At 61.4% G+C, this 19,558-nt stretch carries 17 protein-coding genes; 5 read left to right on the top strand and 12 right to left on the bottom strand.

The genetic code is table 11. The features are described 5' to 3' along the window. Nucleotides 1-36: 36 nt before the first annotated feature. A complete protein-coding gene (locus tag F757_RS0132260; RefSeq protein ID WP_027214956.1) occupies nt 37-1,548 on the bottom strand; it encodes a DHA2 family efflux MFS transporter permease subunit in 1,512 nt (503 codons plus the stop codon). A 450-nt stretch (nt 1,549-1,998) separates the two neighbouring features. On the opposite strand from F757_RS0132260, the gene F757_RS34515 reads away from it, so the two are divergent. Continuing rightward, nucleotides 1,999-4,257 carry a DUF6531 domain-containing protein gene (locus F757_RS34515; RefSeq protein WP_084531110.1) on the top strand — a complete coding sequence of 753 codons (2,259 nt, stop codon included), beginning with the start codon at nt 1,999-2,001 and terminating at the stop codon, nt 4,255-4,257. Between the two features lie 265 nt (nt 4,258-4,522). Here the strand turns inward: F757_RS34515 and F757_RS0132250 are convergent, their stop codons facing one another. From F757_RS0132250 to andR, 11 genes are all read right to left on the bottom strand, one after another. Then, the gene (locus F757_RS0132250; RefSeq protein ID WP_027214955.1) at nt 4,523-5,200 is read right to left on the bottom strand and encodes a glutathione S-transferase; all 678 of its coding nucleotides are present in this window, start codon (nt 5,198-5,200) and stop codon (nt 4,523-4,525) included. 83 nt (nt 5,201-5,283) lie between these two features. Then, on the bottom strand, nt 5,284-6,507 hold the full coding sequence (locus F757_RS0132245) for a dienelactone hydrolase family protein (protein WP_027214954.1): 1,224 nt from the start codon (nt 6,505-6,507) through the stop codon (nt 5,284-5,286). A gap of 33 nt (nt 6,508-6,540) precedes the next feature. Then, the gene (locus F757_RS0132240; RefSeq protein ID WP_027214953.1) at nt 6,541-8,181 is read right to left on the bottom strand and encodes an AMP-binding protein; all 1,641 of its coding nucleotides are present in this window, start codon (nt 8,179-8,181) and stop codon (nt 6,541-6,543) included. A gap of 60 nt (nt 8,182-8,241) precedes the next feature. Continuing rightward, the gene (locus F757_RS0132235; protein WP_013342280.1) at nt 8,242-8,637 is read right to left on the bottom strand and encodes a RidA family protein; all 396 of its coding nucleotides are present in this window, start codon (nt 8,635-8,637) and stop codon (nt 8,242-8,244) included. Then, nucleotides 8,634-9,077 (bottom strand): acyl-CoA thioesterase, encoded by a 444-nt coding sequence (locus F757_RS0132230; protein ID WP_027214952.1) that lies wholly within the window; start codon nt 9,075-9,077, stop codon nt 8,634-8,636. The genes F757_RS0132235 and F757_RS0132230 overlap by 4 nt, the downstream gene beginning before the upstream one ends. Next, entirely contained in the window at nt 9,074-10,315 is a 1,242-nt protein-coding gene (locus F757_RS0132225; protein ID WP_027214951.1) for an acyl-CoA dehydrogenase family protein, read from the bottom strand. The genes F757_RS0132230 and F757_RS0132225 overlap by 4 nt, the downstream gene beginning before the upstream one ends. Before the next feature lies 1 nt (nt 10,316). Further along, nucleotides 10,317-11,168 carry an enoyl-CoA hydratase family protein gene (locus F757_RS0132220; protein ID WP_027214950.1) on the bottom strand — a complete coding sequence of 284 codons (852 nt, stop codon included), beginning with the start codon at nt 11,166-11,168 and terminating at the stop codon, nt 10,317-10,319. A 30-nt stretch (nt 11,169-11,198) separates the two neighbouring features. Beyond that, on the bottom strand, nt 11,199-11,771 hold the full coding sequence (locus F757_RS0132215; RefSeq protein ID WP_027214949.1) for a MarR family winged helix-turn-helix transcriptional regulator: 573 nt from the start codon (nt 11,769-11,771) through the stop codon (nt 11,199-11,201). Further along, a complete protein-coding gene (locus tag F757_RS0132210; RefSeq protein ID WP_027214948.1) occupies nt 11,768-12,541 on the bottom strand; it encodes an SDR family NAD(P)-dependent oxidoreductase in 774 nt (257 codons plus the stop codon). The genes F757_RS0132215 and F757_RS0132210 overlap by 4 nt, the downstream gene beginning before the upstream one ends. Next, nucleotides 12,538-14,910: a bifunctional salicylyl-CoA 5-hydroxylase/oxidoreductase gene (locus F757_RS0132205; protein WP_027214947.1), complete on the bottom strand. Its 2,373-nt coding sequence runs from the start codon at nt 14,908-14,910 to the stop codon at nt 12,538-12,540. The genes F757_RS0132210 and F757_RS0132205 overlap by 4 nt, the downstream gene beginning before the upstream one ends. Nucleotides 14,911-15,053: 143 nt before the next feature. After that, entirely contained in the window at nt 15,054-16,019 is a 966-nt protein-coding gene (gene andR / locus F757_RS0132200; RefSeq protein ID WP_027214946.1) for an anthranilate 1,2-dioxygenase regulatory protein AndR, read from the bottom strand. Nucleotides 16,020-16,229: 210 nt separating this feature from the next. On the opposite strand from andR, the gene andAc reads away from it, so the two are divergent. From andAc to andAa, 4 genes are read left to right on the top strand one after another with little or no spacing between them, the layout of a single operon-like run. Beyond that, nucleotides 16,230-17,501, top strand: a complete 1,272-nt coding sequence (gene andAc / locus F757_RS0132195; RefSeq protein WP_027214945.1) for an anthranilate 1,2-dioxygenase large subunit AndAc — start codon at nt 16,230-16,232, stop codon at nt 17,499-17,501. Nucleotides 17,502-17,512: 11 nt separating this feature from the next. After that, nucleotides 17,513-17,986, top strand: coding sequence for an anthranilate 1,2-dioxygenase small subunit AndAd (andAd, locus tag F757_RS0132190; RefSeq protein ID WP_027214944.1), 474 nt, complete (start codon nt 17,513-17,515; stop codon nt 17,984-17,986). A 10-nt stretch (nt 17,987-17,996) separates the two neighbouring features. Then, nucleotides 17,997-18,320, top strand: coding sequence for an anthranilate 1,2-dioxygenase ferredoxin subunit AndAb (andAb, locus tag F757_RS0132185; protein ID WP_027214943.1), 324 nt, complete (start codon nt 17,997-17,999; stop codon nt 18,318-18,320). Beyond that, the gene (gene andAa / locus F757_RS0132180; RefSeq protein ID WP_027214942.1) at nt 18,310-19,527 is read left to right on the top strand and encodes an anthranilate 1,2-dioxygenase system ferredoxin--NAD(+) reductase; all 1,218 of its coding nucleotides are present in this window, start codon (nt 18,310-18,312) and stop codon (nt 19,525-19,527) included. The genes andAb and andAa overlap by 11 nt, the downstream gene beginning before the upstream one ends. Nucleotides 19,528-19,558: the final 31 nt, after the last annotated feature.

Below are 19,558 nucleotides of genomic sequence, written 5' to 3'. Positions count from 1 at the left end.
CGCGCGGCGCCGGCGGGCCAGCGCGTTGAATGACGATCACAGGTTTTCCGTCGCCGCCGCGTTGCCCGACGAGCGAGGGCGTTCGGCGGCGGCCGCGCCGTGTCCAGTGTCGGCATCCGCAGGAACGGCAGCGTCCGCACCGCCGGGCCGCCCCGCGCGCAACATCAGACCGCCAATCAGGCCCGCCGCCGCTGCGAAAATCGCGCCGAACGCGAACGCCACGTGATAGCCGCTGTTGAGCGCGGCGAGCGCGTTTTGCGTCGCCAGCATGTCGCCGCTGCGCGCAGCCGCAAGACTCGCGAGCACCGCGAGGCCGAGTGCGCCGCCCATCATGAACGACGTATTGACAATGCCCGACGCAAGCCCCGAATCGGCGGGATCGACGTCGCTCATTGCCGCGAGCAACACGGGATTGAACGCAATGCCCGCGCCGAAGCCGAGCAGCATCATGCCGGGCAGCACGTCGACGACAAAGCTTCCCCCCACCGGCGCGCGCGCAAACAGCGCAAGACCGCACGCGGCAACCAGCAGACCGACGGCGAGCGGAATACGCAGCCCGAAGCGCATCACCACGCGCGCGGACAGCCCTAGCGAAAAGAATCCCATGATGAGGTTCGCCGGCAAGAACGCGAGCCCGACTTGCAGCGGCCTATACCCGAGCACGCGCTGCAAATACAGCGCGGAAATGAAGAACCACGCGAACATTGCAGCGGCCCACAGCACGCCGACCACATTCGCGGTCGCCACGTTACGCAGGCGAAACAGGCCGAGCGGCATCAACGGATGCTGAACGCGCGACTCGATCAGAAGGAACGCAGCGAGCAACGCGAGTGCAATGAGCAGCAAGCCGAGCGTTTGCGCCGAGGTCCACCCGGCTTCGTTGCCGTTCACCACGGCGTACACGGCGAGCATCAACGAAACAGTGACGGAGACGGCGCCGGCCACGTCGAGCCGCTCGCCGTGCGCGTGACCGCGCGCGGACGGCAGCAGCGCGACGCACAGTGCATACACCGCAATGCCGATAGGGAGATTGACGAGAAAGATCCAATGCCAGCTGAGCAGATTGGTCAGCAATCCACCAAGCAATACGCCGATGCTGCCGCCGCCCGCGCAAACGAAGCCATACACGCCCATTGCTTTGGCACGCTCGCCCGGCTCGGTGAACAGATTCATGATGAGCGACAGCGACACCGCCGACACGATCGCGCCGCCAAGACCCTGCACGGCACGCGCGCACACCAGCAGCACCTGCGAGTTGGCGAGCCCGCAAGCAAGCGACGCCACCGTGAAGAGCGTAATGCCGCCGAGAAAGAGCCTGCGATGACCGTACAGATCGCCGAGCCGTCCGCCAAGCAGCAGACAGCCGCCGAACGTCAGCATGTACGCGTTGACCACCCATACGAGCGACGTTTCGGTAAAGCCGAGGTCCGCGGCAATGGACGGCAATGCGACGTTCACGATTGTCGTGTCCAGCACGATCATCAGCACACCGAGGCACAGCACCATGAGCGCGAGCCAACGTTTATTGCCGTGGATGGAATGGGTCATGGGAGGGCTCCTGTGCCGCGATTGACTGTATAACGGCGGCTTCGAGGGTGTTGCCAGATTGAACGCGATGCCGGACGGGCCCGCCGCCCGGTGCGATGTTGACCAGCCTGTTGGAAAAACGTGGAGGGCGAGGGGTTTTTCAGTCTAGCATTCGCCGGATTTGCGTCACAACTACGAGTTCCTGGGCGCGGTGGACTTTGTTGGATATCCCAATCGCTGTCCGAGAGCAACTGAGGCGCAAGCTCGCGGTTCTTCAACTTTCCTATGTTTGCCCCGAATCACGACAACCACGCGGCCATCTTCTGATGCACTGCGTCGACAATTTACGTGCCGAGCTTAACCGAGTGAAAGCTGACCGAAACTTTAAGAGTTGTCGGATGTGAAGATATTCAAATCTCCTTAACAGTTGTCGAGCCGACTCCGGCACTAACTGACAACAAAAGGAGAGGTATGAAATCGTGGAAATGGAAAGACGCGTTAGCGAGCCCACATGTCCGCTTTATCGTTGTGCTCTGCATGCTGATATGCGGCACTTACGCCAACGCCGCAACTTACATGCAGTGCATGCAGGTTTATCAGAAGTCTCTAGGCATTCCTGGAACGCCGAATTGCGCTGTACAGGTGGCAGGCACCGCGCCCATGTCCAATGGCAACGACGATCCGTACAACGCAATGAATTACTACAACTGTCCTAACGCGACAAGTTGGATTGCGGACTATTGCGGCGGCGTGCCGGTTCCCCCGCAGCCTGACGAGTCTTGTCCAGTAGCAGATCCAGTGTTTCCAGCAAAGGGGATCGTCACGCTCTCTGAGGCCGACTTTGCTAGCGGCGATGTTTCCCCTCTCGTCTTTAGACGCACGTATCTGTCAAAGCCATTTGACGCCGCACAGACCATGATGGGCCGAAACTGGGTCAACAACTGGCAGCGGCGGCTCGATCTGGCCGCAGTAAAGGCAAGTGTCCCGCATATTGTTGCCTATCGTGGTAACCAGCAGCCGGTGACGTTCAGTTGGAGCGGGGGAGCGTGGGTTGTCGCGGGAAGTAAAGCACTGTCCTTGAGCAAACCCGGTGACGGCTACTTCTACTTGAAAGACGAATTGCTTGGCACCACGGAAGGCTACTCGGATACCACCGGGAGGTTCGAATTCGAGCGCACGCGGACAGGCATGATTCGCAAGCTTGCTTATGACGATAGACAGCGAGTGGAAGCGATCGGCCAATGGCCAATCGACAACACAGCGCAGTCGTCAATGACCATCACCATGACATACGACAGTAGCGGTCGTATAACCAGCATGGTACGTCCGTCCGGCCAGACTACTCGATATTCGTACGATGCCGCGGGCAATCTCGCATCCGTGACCCAACCAGACGGTTATGTCCATCAATACCTGTACGAGGATGCGCGCTTTCCCAACGCGATGACCGGCATAAAGGATGAATCCGGGTCGCGAATTGCAACGTGGACATACGACGACAGCGGACGTGCGATCACTGTCACGCATCCCGACACGAGGCGCAATACGACGTTGAGCTACGGCCGCGGGAGCACGACGCTAACTGATATGTCGGGAGTGAGCACATACAGTTTCGATGTCCTGGATACGTTGCGTCCTCGTTCGATCGCAACGCCGGGAGGCACGGTGTCTCGCACTTGGGATGTGGTTGGCAATCTCAAGCAGAGGCAGACGCCAGACGGCGATGTTCAGTACACGTGGGATAGCGAAAACCGGCCAACGAAAGCCGTTGCAACCATCGGTGGAAAGAAGACGGTAACAACGGTCGAGTACAGCGATAGCAGTTCGTTGCGCCCGCATCTCGTGGCCACGCCTGGCAAGGTGAGGGCATTTGTCTACGATTCCGCCGGGAATGTGTCGGGCTACGCGGAAAGGCAGACGACCGATCTGACGGGAGAGCAGGGACTACAAGCCGTCGGGACGGGAAGTCAGTTGACGGTCGGTGCTCGCTATGATGGTGCGGGGCGGTTGCTGTCTGCCACAATTGCCCAGGACGGTAGGACGGTGGAGGATTGGAGCTATACGTACGACATAAGAGGCAACATCGCCACGACACGCGATGCTGTGTCAGGTTGGGAAATGCGAACTCTCGATCGCGACGCCTCGAACCGGGCTACGCAGATTGCAGGAAATACTGGCCAGGCGGGAATCAGCTACGACGTGCGCGGGCGCGTCTCTTCCTTCCAATACAACGAGGAAGCAAGCGCTGCCAACGGCGGACAGAAGCGCTACCTGGCAGTCCAGTATAGCTACGGGCCCGATGGGAGGGTATCGAAACGTACCGGAATAGTTTCAACGAACGGAGGCTTTCCGCAGGCCATCAGCGACGCTGAAATTGATGCATGGCTCACCAACTGGGAGCTAGGCAATGATCCAATTTCGCCGCCTGCGAACTTCAACGGTGTCAGTTTTGGTTCGACCAAGTTCATTCCACCGCTCTGCGTTGAATGCTACATGACCTGGAAGGCTGCGCTTACGGGCAAGCTTTTTAGCGATGAACTGAGCGCGACGCTCCCGAGGTGGGGCGACACGGCAGAGCTGATGTTGAGCGATCAATCACAAGTTCCTTACCCTGTTCTTGTGCCTGACGTGACTTCCTCGGCGAAGCGGTTCGCGCTTTATAGTCCTATTACGGGGGCCGTGAGCAACGAAGGTGGGATAGTCAAGTGCGGCGGCGGGGAAGAACACTAGAGCGAGTGCTTTGCGCACACACAGTATGAGCCCCGCGAATGATCAAAAATCGACGATACGTTCGCAGGACCGGTAGGCGAAGCCATGCTTAGCACCATCGCATTGGGTCAACCGGCTCTGGGCTCAATACATGAGCGTTACCATCAATTCGATCGACTAGCTGTAACGGCTCACAAATCCGTACGATCAGTACGTTGAGGCGGCTAAGGGAGGGCGAGCAATGACCTCGCCCTTTTCGCCTATAAATCCCGACCAGGTGCCGCCATCACCCCCCACCCAAAATCCCATACTCTCCACCCCTCTCCAAAGCCCGCCCGTACGCAGGCCGCGCATGAATGCGCTGCAAGAACCCACTTACACCAGGCAGTTGCGACTCCAACCCACCGCGCGCTGTCGCCGCCTCGAGCGGAAAACTCATCTGCACATCCGCGGCAGTGAAGTCATCGCCGGCAAACCACTGGCTTTTAGCCAACTCTTTCTCGATGTAGCCCAAGTGCAGCTTCAATTGCGGATCGATAAAACTCGACTGCAACGTCGCCGCAATCTTGCGTGCAATGGGCTTGGCAAAGAACGGCATGGGCGCACTTGCAATGCGCAGTGCCACCAGCTTGAGCAGCAACGGCGGCATGGCCGACCCTTCGGCGTAATGCAACCAGTACGTATAGCGCAACCGCTCAGGCGTGCCCGCGGCCGGCACAAAACGCCCCTGCCCATACTTGCCGACCAGATACTCGATAATCGCGCCCGACTCGGCAATGGTCAGCCCATCGTCCGTAATGACGGGTGACTTGCCGAGCGGATGCACCGCGCGCAACTCGGGCGGCGCGAGCATGGTTTGCGGATCGCGCTCGTATCGCTTGATCTCGTAAGGAACGCCGAGCTCTTCGAGTAGCCACAAGACGCGCTGCGAGCGCGAGTTATTCAAATGATGAACAGTCAGCATGGGTCGACAAACGTTGGCCAGTGGAACGTCACATCATAGGGCTATTGTCCCGAGTCGGGCTTCTAGCCGCACGCCCAACGCATTCACACGCGCGACTTGCTGCCCATCAACTGGTTGGAAGGCAGGCTTTCGTCAAGCAACTTTCGCGCGCTTTCAATTCCGGCCACGGGCAACCCTTCGGGATTGAGCAGGCCCACTTGCACAAGCACGCTCGCCTGATCCCAATAGATGTGCTCGTTATACAGCTTGTCGCCGCGAAAGCACACCACGGCAAGCATCGGCACCTCGAAGTACTTTCCGGTCGGCGCGACGCCTGGCAATAGCCAGTCTATTTCGCAGCTATGCGTGCAACTAAAAATGAATTCATCTACGATACGATCCGCGCCTATGGTCCGCGAAATCGGAATCAGCTTTGTGTCAGGCGGATTGGAGTTGACGAAGTGATGCGTGTAAAACCGCTTGAGATTGTCATGACCGACGCCGCCCGTCATCGTAGGAACATGGTTGACGTAGGGCTCTGCAACCATGGTGGGCATGACGGCTTCCACGTCGCGCGTGGCGAACTCGTGGTAGCAATGCGCCTCCCACAGCGCATTCAGATCGTAGACCGGGCCGAGCGCCTTGCGCAGCAAGGCAAGCGTGCGCGAATACGCCATCATTGCGGCGGGCTTGTCGTATTGCGGACGCGAAGGCGCGGCAAACGCATGATCGCAACCGGGGTACACGTACTGCTCGATTTGAGCACGCGTGCGTAGCGCGGCGCTGATTCGCTCGCGGGTTTGCGGCGGGCACAGCGCGTCGTTTTCGGGGAAATGAAACACCATCGGGCAGCGCACGGCAGGCACTTCGTCCAGATACGCGTCGAGTCCCACGCCGTAATAGCTCACCGCGCAGTCCACATCGGTACGGGCCGCGCTCAGGAACGCGAGCTTGCCGCCGAGGCAATAACCAACCGTCCCAACCTTGCCGACCTGCTCGGGCATGGCGCGCAAGGCCGCGATGGTGGCCGCGATATCGTCGATGGCGAGGTCTGTATTGAACTGGTTCAGATAGTCGAGCGCCTGCTTCATGTCGGCTTCGCCATACCCGAGTTCTATGCCGGGTTTGATCCGCCAGAACAGATCGGGCACCAGCACCACGTAACCCTCTTCGGCGAAGCGTTCGGCCGTCGCTTTCATGGTGTCGTTGATGCCGAAAATTTCCTGCAGCAGAACGAGCCCGGGTCCCGAGCCCTGCGCGGGACGTGCAACGTAGGCGTTGAAACGGCCGCCGTCCTGGGCGACCACTTCCATGAAAGAGCCGGCCATGCGTATGTCTCCTGAAGTTTGCGAGGAAGAAGGCTATGCCATCGTACGCAATTCGAAGCGCTTGAGCTTGCCTGTTTCGGTGCGCGGCAGTGAATCGACGAAAGCGACGACACGCGGGTACTTGTACGGCGCCACCGTATTCTTCACGAATTCCTGCAACTGTGCGACGAGTTTGTCATCCGGCGCATAGCCGGGGTTCAGCACGACGAAGGCTTTCACGATCTGCCCGCGTGTGTCGTCCGGTGCGCCGACCACCCCGCACTCGGCCACGGCTTCATGTTGCAGCAGCACGCTTTCCACTTCGGGACCGGAAATGTTGTAGCCCGCGGAGACGATCATGTCGTCGGCGCGTGCCTGGTAAAAGACGTAGCCGTCTTTGTCGATATAGACGGAATCTCCCGGCAGGTTCCAGCCGTCGCGCACGAACTTCGTTTGCCGTTCGTCCGCGAGATAGCGGCAACCGGTCGGCCCGCGCACCGCGAGCTTGCCGATGGTGCCGGGCGCAACCGGCTGCATGGCGTCGTCCACGGCTTGCACGAGGTAGCCTGGCACCGAGCGGCCAATTGCGTTGGGACGTATGTCACTGCCGGCTGCCGAAATGAAAATGTGGATCAACTCGGTGCCGCCAATGCCATCGATCATGTCGATGCCGGTTGCCTCGCGCCACAGACGCCTGGTCGAATCGGGCAACGCCTCGCCGGCGGATACGGTCTTGCGCAAACTCGACACATCGTGACGCGCAACGAGCGGCGCCATTTGCCGATAAAACGTCGGCGCGGTGAACATAACGGTCGCGTGAAAGCGCTCGACGGTTTCCAGCAGCGTCTGCGGCGTGAGCTTTTCGATCAACACCGTGGACGCGCCGACACGCAAAGGAAAGCACAGCAAGCCGCCCAGCCCGAAAGTGAACGCAAGCGGCGGCGTGCCGCAGAAAATGTCGCTGGCAGAAGGCTTCAGCACATGGCGCGGAAAGAGATCGCACATGGCGAGCACGTCGCGATGAAAATGCATGCAGCCCTTCGGCTCACCTGTCGTGCCGCTTGTGAACGCGATCAGGCAGACGTCGTCGGCGGCGGTATCGCAGGCAGTGAATTCAGCGGGCTTGTTAATGGCTAGCGTATCGAGCGATCCGGCCGCGTCGTCATGAAACACCAGCGTCTGCTTCAACTCGGCGCAGTAGAACTCGTCTTGCGAATCGGTGCAGCGCGCGAGCTCTTCTGTCAAACGCGCATCGCAAAGCGCGGCGCGCACTTGCGCCTTCACAATGATCTGCTTCAACTCCTTCGCGCGCAGCAACGGCATGGTCGGCACCACAACCAGCCCGACCTTCAGCGCGGCCAGTGCCGCCACCGCCATCTGCAACGTATTCGGCCCGCGCAGCAGAACGCGGTTGCCCGGCTGCAAACCCATTTCGTCGACCAGCACATGCGCGCTGCGATTCACCATTACGAGCAGTTCGCTGTAGGTGGTGGCGCGCGGCTCACCATCCACCAGCGACCACACGGCGGGACGCTCGCCGTGACCCGCTTCGATCGTTCTATCCAGCAGTTCGGTCGCGCAATTGAAACGTGCCGGATAAGCCACGTCGGGGTTGTCCAACAGAAAAACAGGCCATTGATCCTGCGGCGGAAGATTGTCGCGCGCGAAAGTATCGACGTGTGCTGACGGTTCCATCGTGGTCTCCCCGGTATCGAGCCGGCTCCAGCGCTTCAGTTGACGAGGGCTTGCATGTTTTTACTGCGGAATGACGGCGGTTGCTTCAATCTCCACTTTGGCTCGGTCTTCTATCAACGCGACAACCTGCACCGCGCTCATTGCAATGTCGTAGTCGCCGATCAACTCGCGAAACGCGCGGCCAATCTCTTTCAGCGACGCCAGGTACTCGCGCTTGTCGGTGACGTACCACGTCATGCGCACCAGGTGCTCTGGCTTGCCGCCCGCTTCGTGCAGCACGGCGAGCACATTGCTCAGCGCCTGAATTGCCTGAGCCGCGAAGTCGTCGGTCTGGAACTGCGCCTGTTCGTCCCAGCCTATCTGGCCTGCAATGAACACCTGAATGCCGGTGGCCGCGACGCCGTTTGCGTAACCGCGCGGCTTGACCCAGCCGGCAGGAAGAAGAGCTTTTTTCATGAGCGTTGCGCCTCGCTGAATTCAGGCTGTGGAGCGAACGTCGCGAGTGCGCTCGCGATGTCGGCGGGAATCTCGATTGAGCGGCCGCTTTCCAGCGACGTCGTGACCAGCACCTGTTTCGCCCGGAAACGCGCCTCGCAGTTGCAATGACCGAGAATGTCGAGGCTGATGGAGCGCCGGCCGATTGCGGTAACGTTGAGCGTGAGCATGATGGTTTCGCCCATCTGGCTCGGCCGCGAAAACTCGCAGTCGAGTTTGACGATCGGCAAGCCGATGCGGCGCTGGCCGATCATCTGCGCATAGTCGATGTGCAGGCCCTCGTTGAACCAGTCTTCAACGAGCGCGTTGGTCATGACCAGATACTGCGGAAAGAACACGATGCCCGCAGGGTCGCAATGCGAAAAGCGGATACGTACGGGCCTTTCGAACTGGGCGGTCATTTGAGGTTTGCTCCCGCGCCTGAGCCTGCGCTTACGCTCGCATTTGCGGCTGCGTGCGCCTTCAACAAATCGCGGCCCACAATCAACTGCTGCACTTCAGTGGCGCCTTCGTAAATGCGCAGCGCGCGAATCTCGCGATACAGCATTTCGACGGCCACGCCGCTTTGCACGCCCATGCCGCCATACAGCTGCACCGCAGCGTCGATCACCTGTTGCGCGCCTTCGCTTGCGTGCCACTTCGCCATGGCCGCTTCGCGCGTCACGCTTTCGCCCTGATCGCGCAGCCATGCCGCGCGATAGACCAGCAGCGCGCTGCTGTCGATGGTCAAAGCCATCTGTGCGAGCCTGGCTTGCGTGAGTTGGAAGTCGCCGAGCGTCTGGCCGAACATCTTGCGCGACGCAGCGCGTGCGAGTGCTTCCGCCATTGCATGTCGCGCGAAGCCGAGCGATGCTGCAGCAACCGATGTGCGAAAAATGTCGAGCGTACGCATGGCGATCTTGAAGCCTTCGCCGGGCGCGCCGAGCATCCGGCTGCGCGGCACGCGTGCGCCGGCGAAACGCAGACGTGCCAGCGGATGCGGCGCGATCACGTCGATACGTTCGGCAATCTCGAGCCCCGGCGTATCCGCGTCTACAACGAACGCGCTGATGCCGCGCGCGCCTGGCGCTTCCCCGCTGCGTGCAAAGACAACGTAGAAGTCAGCAATGCCGCCGTTGGATATCCACGTCTTTTCGCCGTCGAGAACGTAGGCGTCGCCGTCTGCGCGCGCAGTCAGGGACATGGCCGCGACGTCCGATCCCGCTTCCGGTTCGGACAACGCAAACGCGGCAATTGCCGTGCCGTTTGCTACGCGCGGCAAGTAGTGCGCTTTCTGTTCATGCGTACCGGCAAGCGAGATCGCACCGGAGCCGAGCCCTTGCATGGCGAGTGCGAAATCCGCGAGACCTGAATGCTTCGCGAGCGTTTCGCGCAGCAGACAGACCGCGCGCGTGTCGATTGTGTCGCCGTGGCCGCCGTAGGCGACGCCGCCCACGCCATACTTGAGCCAGCCGGCCGCGCCGAGGTCGCGCACGAGTTGACGGCAGGCGTCATCCACTTCGTGGCGCTCGACATGCGCCGTGTGCGAAACATGGTCGCGACACCATGCGTCGATCCCCGCAGCCAGTTCCCGGTGACGCGGCTCGAAAAACGGCCACGCCAGCGGGCTATGCAGATCCATGTTGGTAGGGGCGCTCAACTCAGTCTCCTTCGAACACGGGGCGCGACTTGGCGGCGAACGCCTGATACGCACGCTCGAAGTCGCGCGTGCTCATGCAAATGGCTTGCGCCTGCGCTTCGGATTCAATGGCTTCGTCAATGCTCATGCTCCATTCCTGGTGCAGCATTTTCTTCGTGATGCCGTGTGCGAATGTCGGACCGGCGACAAGATCGGCGGCGAGCTTCTGTGCTTCTTCGAGCAGGGCGGCCGGTTCGCACAGCCGGTTATAGAAGCCCCACGCGTAGCCTTCTTCGCCGCTCGCGGATCGCCCGGTGAACAGCAGTTCGGCGGCGCGCCCCTGACCGATGATGCGCGGCAGAATCGCGCAAGCGCCCATATCGCAGCCCGCCAGGCCGACGCGCGAAAAGAGAAACGCGAGCTTGCTGCGCGCGGTGCCAACACGCATGTCGGACGCCATCGCGAGAATTGCGCCTGCACCGGCGCACACGCCGTCCACGGCCGCAATCACCGGCTGCGGGCAATGGCGCATTGCTTTGACGAGATCGCCCGTCATGCGCGTGAAAAGCAGCAGTTCGGGCATGGGCAAATCGATCAGCGGCGCGATGATGTCGTGCACGTCGCCGCCCGAGCAGAAGTTCTCACCCGCGCCGTGGATCACCACCGCCTTCACATCGGTCGCATATGCGAGCTGACGGAACAGGTCGCGCAACTCCGCGTACGACTCGAATGTGAGCGGATTCTTGCGCTCCGGGCGATTCAGCGTGATAGTCGCAACCTTGTTCGCGACCGCCCAGCCGAAGTGCTGCGCTTCATAACCTGCGAGCGTGACGCGATTGCCGGCCAGAAGAGCTTCGGCGTTTGCTTGTGGCATGTATGTCTCCTTCGGTGCCAAAGGCGTGGATCAGTCTTTCAGACTATCCAGCAGATGCTTTTTCAATTTGCCCAACCGCTGATGTGTGCGCGACTTTTCCTCGAGGCTCAGGCCGCCGAACAGTTCGACCACCCATTGCTCATGTGCGGCCGCCATCTTGTCGAACGCCTTGCGGCCTGCGGGCGTGAGGCATACGCTGATCGAGCGGCGATCGTTCGGGTCGGTGTCGCGCGAAACCAGCCCTTCTTTTTCCAATTGATCCGTAATGCCGGTCACATTGCCGCCCGTCACCATCAGGCGGCGCGACAGTTCAGTCATCTTCAAGCCTTCAGGATGACGCTCCAGTTGCGCCATCAGGTCGAAACGCGGCAATGTGGTGTCGAATTCGTTACGCAGACGCTTGCGCAATTCGGCCTGCACGAGATTGGTCGTGGTGAGCATGCGCAGCCATAAGCGCGGGCCCATGTGGCTGTCCGCACCCGTGCTCATTTCCAGATCCACGACGTTCTCCGCAGGTTTGGCGACGCCCTTGCGCGGCGCCCTGGTGTCTGCTGCCTTGCTGTCGCTCGCCGAAATCTTCTTGACGTTGGCTGGCTTGCTCACATTACTTCTCCACCGGAGATGGAAACGGACTGCCCCGTGATTGCATCTGAACCCGGCTGGCACAACCACAGCACCGCATTGGCCACCTGCTCGGGACTTATGAAGCGATGTTGCGGGTTCGAGCGAAGCAGGCTTTCGCGCGCTTGCTCTTCGGTGCGCGAGGTCTTGCTGGTGATCTGTTGCAGCGATGCGTGCAACAGTTCCGTTTCCGTATAACCGGGACATACCGCGTTCACGGTGATGCCCTTGGTCGCGACTTCGAGCGCAAGCGAGCGCGTCAGACCAATCACGCCATGTTTAGCCGCGCAATAAGCGGCCACATACGCATAACCGATTTGCCCGGCAGTACTTGCCACATTGACGATGCGCCCGCGACCGCGTTCGAGCATGCCCGGCAACACCGCGCGCGTGCCGAGAAAAACGCCGGTGAGATTCACGTCGAGCATGCGCTGCCACAGCGTCATGTCGGTGTGCGTGAATGGTGCGGCTTGCGCCTGTCCTGCGTTGTTGATCAGGATGTCGACCGCACCGGCCTTGTTGAATGCTCTACGGACCGATTCCTCTTGCGTGACGTCTACGCTGATGCACGCGACTTCGCCCAATGCGCGGCACTTTTCGCGCTGCATGTCGAGGCGCTCTGCATTGCGGCCCATCAACGTCACGCGTGCGCCGGCGCGCAGCAGCGCTTCGGCAATGGCGGCGCCAATGCCGCTGCCGCCGCCCGTAACGACCGCGTGTTGTCCCGCGAGGGTCGACTGGTTTGGATTCACGTGGTTCCTTCCGCGCGCTGCGCGCGCTCCTGCGCCGAAAGCCCGGCATTCGCCGCAGCCTGAGCGCGTTCGCGCTCCAGGTTGCGTTCGAGTTGCGACTTCGCGGCGGTGTACTGGTTCGGCCACGTCACGTCGAAATAGCCGATTTTTGCGGCCTCGTTCAACGTCCATGATGGATTGGCGAGATGCGGACGTGCAATCGCGCAGAGATCGGCGCGGCCCGCCGCAATAATGCTGTTCACGTGGTCCGCTTCTGAAATCGCGCCCACTGCGATGGTCGCAATGCCTGCTTCGTTGCGCACGCGATCCGCGAACGGCGTCTGAAACATGCGGCCATACACGGGCTTTTCTTCTTTGCTGACCTGACCCGACGATACGTCGATCATGTCGGCGCCCGCGGCCTTGAATGCGCGCGCGATCTGCACCGCGTCGTCGGGCGTCGTACCGCCTTCCACCCAATCGTTCGCGGAGATTCGCACGGAGATCGGCTTGTTTTCTGGCCACGCGGCGCGAATGGCCTTGAACACTTGCAACGGATAACGCAGGCGGTTTTCGAGCGAGCCGCCGTATTCGTCCGTGCGATGGTTGGTGAGCGGCGACAGAAAGCTCGACAGGAAATAGCCGTGCGCGCAGTGCAATTCGAGCCAGTCGAAACTCGCTTCGGCGGACATTTGCGTTGCGCGGACAAACTGCGCTTCGATTTCGCGCAGATCGTCGTGCGAGGCTTCGCGCGAATGCTGGCTGATGCCGCGCAAATACTGCTGCGGCGAAGCGGAAACGAGCGGCCAGTTGCCCCGCGCAAGCGGCTGATCGATGCCTTCCCACGCGACGCGCGTCGAGCCCTTGGCGCCGGAGTGCCCAAGCTGGATGCCGATTTTCGCGTCGGACTGGCGATGCACGAGATCGACAATGCGCTTCCACGCGGTGAGGTGCTCGGGCGCATACATGCCGGGACACGCTGGCGTGATGCGAGCTTCCGGCGACACGCAGGTCATTTCGGTCATGACGAGCGCTGCGCCGCCCATTGCACGCGCGCCGAGATGCATCAGATGGTAGTCGCCGGCAATGCCGTCGACGGCGGAGTATTGCGCCATCGGCGAGACCACCACGCGGTTTTTCAGCGTGACGCCGCGCAATGTGAACGGGGTAAACATTGGCGGAATGGAATGCTTTTGCGGCGCGCGCTCGACGCCTGAGCGCCGCGCGAGCCAGTCTTCGAAACCCGACACATAACGTGCGTCGCGTTCGCGCAGGTTTTCGTGCGAAATGCGCTGCGAGCGCGTGAGCAACGAATACGCGAACTGTTCCGGCTCGAACGACGTGTAGCGGTCCACATGCTCGAACCATTCCGTTGAATTGCGCGCGGCGTTCTGAATGCGCAATACGTCGACGCTGCGTACTTCCGTGTAGTGCTTTAACGCCGCGTGCAGATCGCCGGGATGCGCGCCGATGCTGTTGGCGAGTTCTATCGAATCTTCGAGCGCGAGCTTGGTGCCGGAGCCAATCGAGAAGTGCGCGGTATGTGCCGCGTCGCCCATCAGCACCACTGGCGTTTGCGTGCCGTCGGCATTATCGCGCCAGTGAACCCATTCCTCGTTGACCACGCGCGGAAACCGGATCCACTGCGACGAGCCGCGCAAATGCGCGGCGTTGGATAGCAGCGAGTGGCCGTCCAGGTACTTTGCGAACAGCTTTTCGCAGAACGCGATGCTCTCTTCCTTGCTCATTTCGTCGAGCCCGGCGGCACGCCATACGCGCTCCGGCGTTTCGACAATGAAGGTGGAGGTCTGGTCGTCGAAACGATACGCATGGGCCTGGAACCAGCCGAATTCGGTTTTCTCGAACGCGAACGTGAAGGCGTCGAATAGCTTTTTCGTACCGAGCCAGACGAAGCGGCAATCGCGCACGTCCACATTCGGCTTGTACGTTGCGGCGTAGTGCTGGCGGATCGCGCTGTTCGCTCCATCGCACGCGACGATCAGGTCGGCTTGATAGTCGGCGTCGTTCGTGACCTGCGTTTCGAAGACGAGCTTCACACCCAGTTCTTCGCAACGGGCCTGAAGGATATTCAGCAGACGTTTGCGGCCAATGCCGCAGAAACCGTGGCCGGATGAGCGCACGGTACGTCCGCGAAAATGGATTTCAATGTCGTCCCAATGGTTGAACGCGTTCAGTATGGCGTCGGCGGTGGGCGCGTCTGCGGCCCGCAGATTGCCGAGCGTCTGGTCCGAGAACACGACACCCCAGCCGAATGTGTCATAGGGACGGTTGCGTTCGACGACGGTGACCTCGTGCGCCGGGTTGCGGCTTTTCATCAACAGGCCGAAGTACAAGCCCGCCGGGCCGCCGCCGATACAGACGATACGCATGCTGTCCCCACTGTGAACTTTGCTGGTGGGGTTAATTTAGGTGTTGATAGTTTAGATGTCAAGTAAATGTGCGGGGTGAGCGCCGTGCACTGCGGGCGATAGAACAGTGCACCCGCTTGACCGCGCGCAACTGGCGCATGCCGTTAGCGCAAGCGGACGGTCTGCGACGGAAGCTCGCCAAAGCGCTCCCTGTAGCTTTGTGCGAAGCGGCCGAAGTGGGTGAAGCCGCAATCGAGCGCGATGCCGGCGATGCGCACGTCGGCCGAGGTCGCGAGAATCGTTTCGCGCGCGCGTTCGAGCCGGATCTGCCGCAAGAAATGCATTGGGCTTGTTTGACGGAAACGCAGGAAGCCGTCGCATAACGTGCGTACCGGCACGCCGACCGCCTCGGCGAGGTGGGCTAGCTGCAACGGCGACGCGAGCCGCGCAACCATGATTTCCTCCGCGCGGCGCACGAAGCCGGGCGTCACGCCGGGGCGCGACGTGGCGGCGGCCGGGGCGTCGTTCTGCGTGCAGCCCGCCGCAAGCAGATTGACCAGTAGCGATTCGACGTGTTCGCCCACGCGCGCGTTGCCGCACGCGCTCGCGAGCAGTTCAGGTGAACTGGCAATCAGCTTCACCTGTTGCTGCCAGGCGCGCAAAGCGCCGCGCGCGAAGCGCACGAGCGCGCCGCCCGGCTCTGCGCCGAGCGCGGTGTCTTGCGGCAACGCGCCTGGGTCGATACGCAGCACCAGTTGCTCACACTGCGGCGACAGCTTCGCAATGAACGAGTCGCCGGGCGCGCGAACCACGCCCTGGCGATCGTTCACTTCGATCGTGCGGCCCGCCGCCTGCACTTCCGCGTGGCCGGACACGCAGAACATCAACAGGTAGTAACCGTCCACGGCTTCCACGTCGACATGCATGCCGCTGCCGAAACCAATGGTGCCGATGCCAAGCCGGCCTATTTTCACGAAGTCCATGTGCGAGCGTCCGCTGCCGCCGCCAAACGGCACGAGCGAATGCGGCTGCATGACTCGGGAAATGAGTTCGCGGGTTTCATCGACGTCTTTTGACTCGAACAGACGATGATCGCGCAGCGCGTGAGGACGGAAAGCGGAGCGGGTCATGACGGCAAAAGGTAAGGCGCGGTATGACGGCCGTGACCGGCGCCGCGCATAAAACTGCCTGAATTGGACAGGCGGCGCGCGCACTGCCGGAAGCGGATAGCAGCACTATTCTGGATCTCCAAAAATAACTCCGCAGGCGTCAAAAAACGTCGATACGAACGGCGCTTCCCTTTCATACGCAACACACAGCAACCTAGCGGAGTCATCAGCATGGAAATGGCCGGAATGCCCGTGCATATCGTCCGGAACGCGGACACGGATCAGGTTGTGTTTCCGAACGACGACGGTTCACGCGTCCCGTATAAGGTGTTCAGCTCTCAAGCCGTATATGAGCGCGAACAGGAGCGCATCTACCGCGGCCCGACGTGGAATTTCGTCGCGCTAGAAGCGGAAATACCGAATCCGGGCGACTTCAAGAGCACCTTTGTCGGCGACACACCTGTGGTCGTGACGCGCGTGCAAGACGGCTCGCTCGCGGCGTGGGTGAACCGCTGCGCGCACCGTGGCGCATCCGTGTGTCGCAAGGCGCGCGGCAATGCCACGTCGCACACCTGCGTTTATCACCAATGGAGCTTCGACAACAGCGGCAATCTGCTCGGCGTGCCGTTTAGGCGCGGACAGAAAGGCATGAGCGGCATGCCCGCCGACTTCGATCCGAAAAACCACGGCCTGCGCAAGCTGCGGGTGGACAGCTATCGCGGCCTGGTGTTCGCGACGTTCAGCGACGAAGTCGCGCCGCTGCCCGACTATCTCGGCGCCGAAATGCGCCCCTGGATCGACCGCATTTTTCACAAGCCGATCGAATATCTCGGCTGCACGCGCCAGTATTCGCGGTCGAACTGGAAGCTGTACTTCGAGAACGTGAAGGACCCGTACCACGCGAGCATGCTGCATCTGTTCCATACGACGTTCAACATTTTCCGTGTCGGCATGAAGGCGCGTTCGATTCCGGATGCGACGCACGGTCTGCACAGCATCATCACCGTCACGAAAACGGGCGAAGACACCGCCTCGGCCTACAAGCAGCAGAACATCCGCTCAATGGACGAAGGCTTTTCGCTCGAGGACGACAGCGTGCTCGGCCACATCTCCGAGTACGAAGAGGACACGACCAACCACATTCAGCCGGTCTTCCCGCAGCTCGTGATCCAGCAGATTCACAACACGCTGGTTGCGCGCCAGTTGCTGCCCAAAGGGCCAAACGGCTTCGAACTCATCTTTCACTTCTTTGGCTATACCGACGACACGCCCGAACTGCGCGCACTGCGCATCAAGCAGGCGAACCTGGTCGGCCCGGCCGGCTACATCTCGATGGAAGACACGGAAGCCACCGAACTCGTGCAACGGGGCACGGTCCGCGACGCCGAGGCCACATCGGTGATTGAAATGTCGCGCAGCAATCCAGAGCAACAGGACACGGTCATCACCGAAAGTCTGATCCGCCGCTTCTGGGTGGGTTATCAGCAACTGATGGGCTATTGAAGGGGACCGGAATGGAAGCGATGAAGTTGTGGTTCGAATTGCACATGCTGCAGAACCAGTACGTCAGCAATCTCGACAACGACCGCCTCGAAGCGTGGCCAACTCTGTTCACCGAAGACTGCACTTACGAAATCGTGCCGAAGGAAAACGCCGACATGGGCTTGCCAATCGGCCTCATTCACTGCACGAACCGGCGCATGCTGCGCGATCGCGTGGTGTCGCTGCGCAACGCCAACATCTTCGAGGAACACACGTATCGCCACATGACCTCGGGCCTGACGGTCTTGAGCGACGAGAACGGCGTGATCGAGACTGAAAGCAGCTACGTGGTGGTGCAGACGCGCGCCAACGGGGAGTCCGACGTCTATCAGGCGGGCAAGTATTACGACCGCGTCGTGCGGACCCCTGAAGGGCTGCGTTATCAGAGTAAGCGCGTGGTGTACGACACGTCGCGCGTGCAGACGCTGCTCGCCACACCGATCTGAAGGAACACACATGGAACAGGCTCTCGATAACTGGCACACGATAGGCACGCTCGACGACTTCGCCGAAGGCGAGCCGGCGGCCGTCATTGCGGGCGACCGGCAGGTCGCGGTCTTCCGTCTTGGCGATGAAGTATTTGCGCTGAACGATTTGTGCTCGCACGGGCACGCGCGGCTGTCGGACGGATTCGTCGAGGACGGCTGCGTCGAATGTCCGCTGCATCAGGGGCTGATCGACATTCGCAGCGGCGCGCCGCGTTGCGCGCCGATCACTGAGCCAGTGCGCGCGTTCCCCGTTCGCATTGTCGATTCGCGGGTCGAGATTCATGTCGAGTGACCGGCATGTGATTGTCGGCGCCGGCCATGCCGCGCGCCGGGCCGCCGAATCGTTGCGGCAACGCGACCCGAACGCGCGGATCGTGATGATCGGCGCGGAGCCGCATGCGCCTTACGATCGGCCGGTGCTGTCGAAAGACGCGTTGCTGGCGGCCGGCGGCGAACGGAAGGCGTTCGTGCGCGAGCTGGACTGGTACGCCGCGCACGGTATCGAACTGCGGCTCGCTACGACGGTGGAGTCGATCCACCGCGCACAGAACCGCGTTTATTTGCACGACGGCACTGCGCTCGGCTACGACAAGCTGCTGCTCGCAACCGGTTCGCGCGTGCGCGAGTTTCCCGGCCCGGTGGACGAACGCGTGCCGCTTTACTACGTAAGAACGCTTGCCGATTCTCTTGCACTGCGCGCCGCGCTCGCACCAGCAAAGAAGGTAGCGATTCTGGGCGGCGGCTTCATTGGGTTGGAAGTCGCGGCAGCGGTAACGCAGGCCGGCTGCGAAGCCACGGTGATCGAGCCGGCGACCACACTGCTGCAACGCTCGCTGCCGCCGGTGGCGGCGCGCTTTGTCGCGGAGCTTCACGCGCAGCACGGCGTGACGCTCAGGCTTGGCGAAACGCCTTCGCGCATCGGCTATGAAAACGGTTGTGCGCTCATCGAGACGAACCGCGGGACGCTTGCGGCGGATATCGTCGTGGTAGGAATCGGCGTGGTGCCAAACGTGGAGTTGGCCCGCGAAGCCGGGTTGCAGACAGATAACGGCATCGTGGTCGACGCGCAGTGCCGCACATGCGACCCGCAGATTTTTGCGGCGGGCGAAGTGACCCGGCACTTCAATCCGCTGCTCGGCCGGCACGTGCGCATCGAATCGTGGCAGGTCGCGCAGGACCAGCCGGTTGCCGCCGCGGCCAACATGCTCGGCGCGACAGAAGAGTACGCGCAATGGCCGTGGCTCTGGTCGGATCAGTTCGACTGCAACATCCAGACGCTCGGCGTCATCGAGCCGTCGCATACGTTGATCGAACGCGGCGATGCGCGCAACGGCCCGTTCTGCGTGCTTGCTGTCGATGAGCAAAGCCGGTTGCGCGCGGTCGTCGCCATCAACGCGGGGCGGGAGATGGGCGCGTGCAAACGGCTCGTCGCATCGGGCAAGGTACTCGATGCAGGCCGGCTTGCCGATCCGCTGGTGGCGCTGCGCTCATTGCTGTGATGTGAAGGGTCGTGCGGCCGTCAACTCACGG

It is taken from the genome of Burkholderia sp. WSM2232 (assembly GCF_000472545.1).
Lineage (GTDB): Bacteria > Pseudomonadota > Gammaproteobacteria > Burkholderiales > Burkholderiaceae > Paraburkholderia.
The sequence above is the reverse complement of the archived record's forward strand: the minus strand, read 5'-3'. Positions and strand labels throughout refer to the sequence as shown.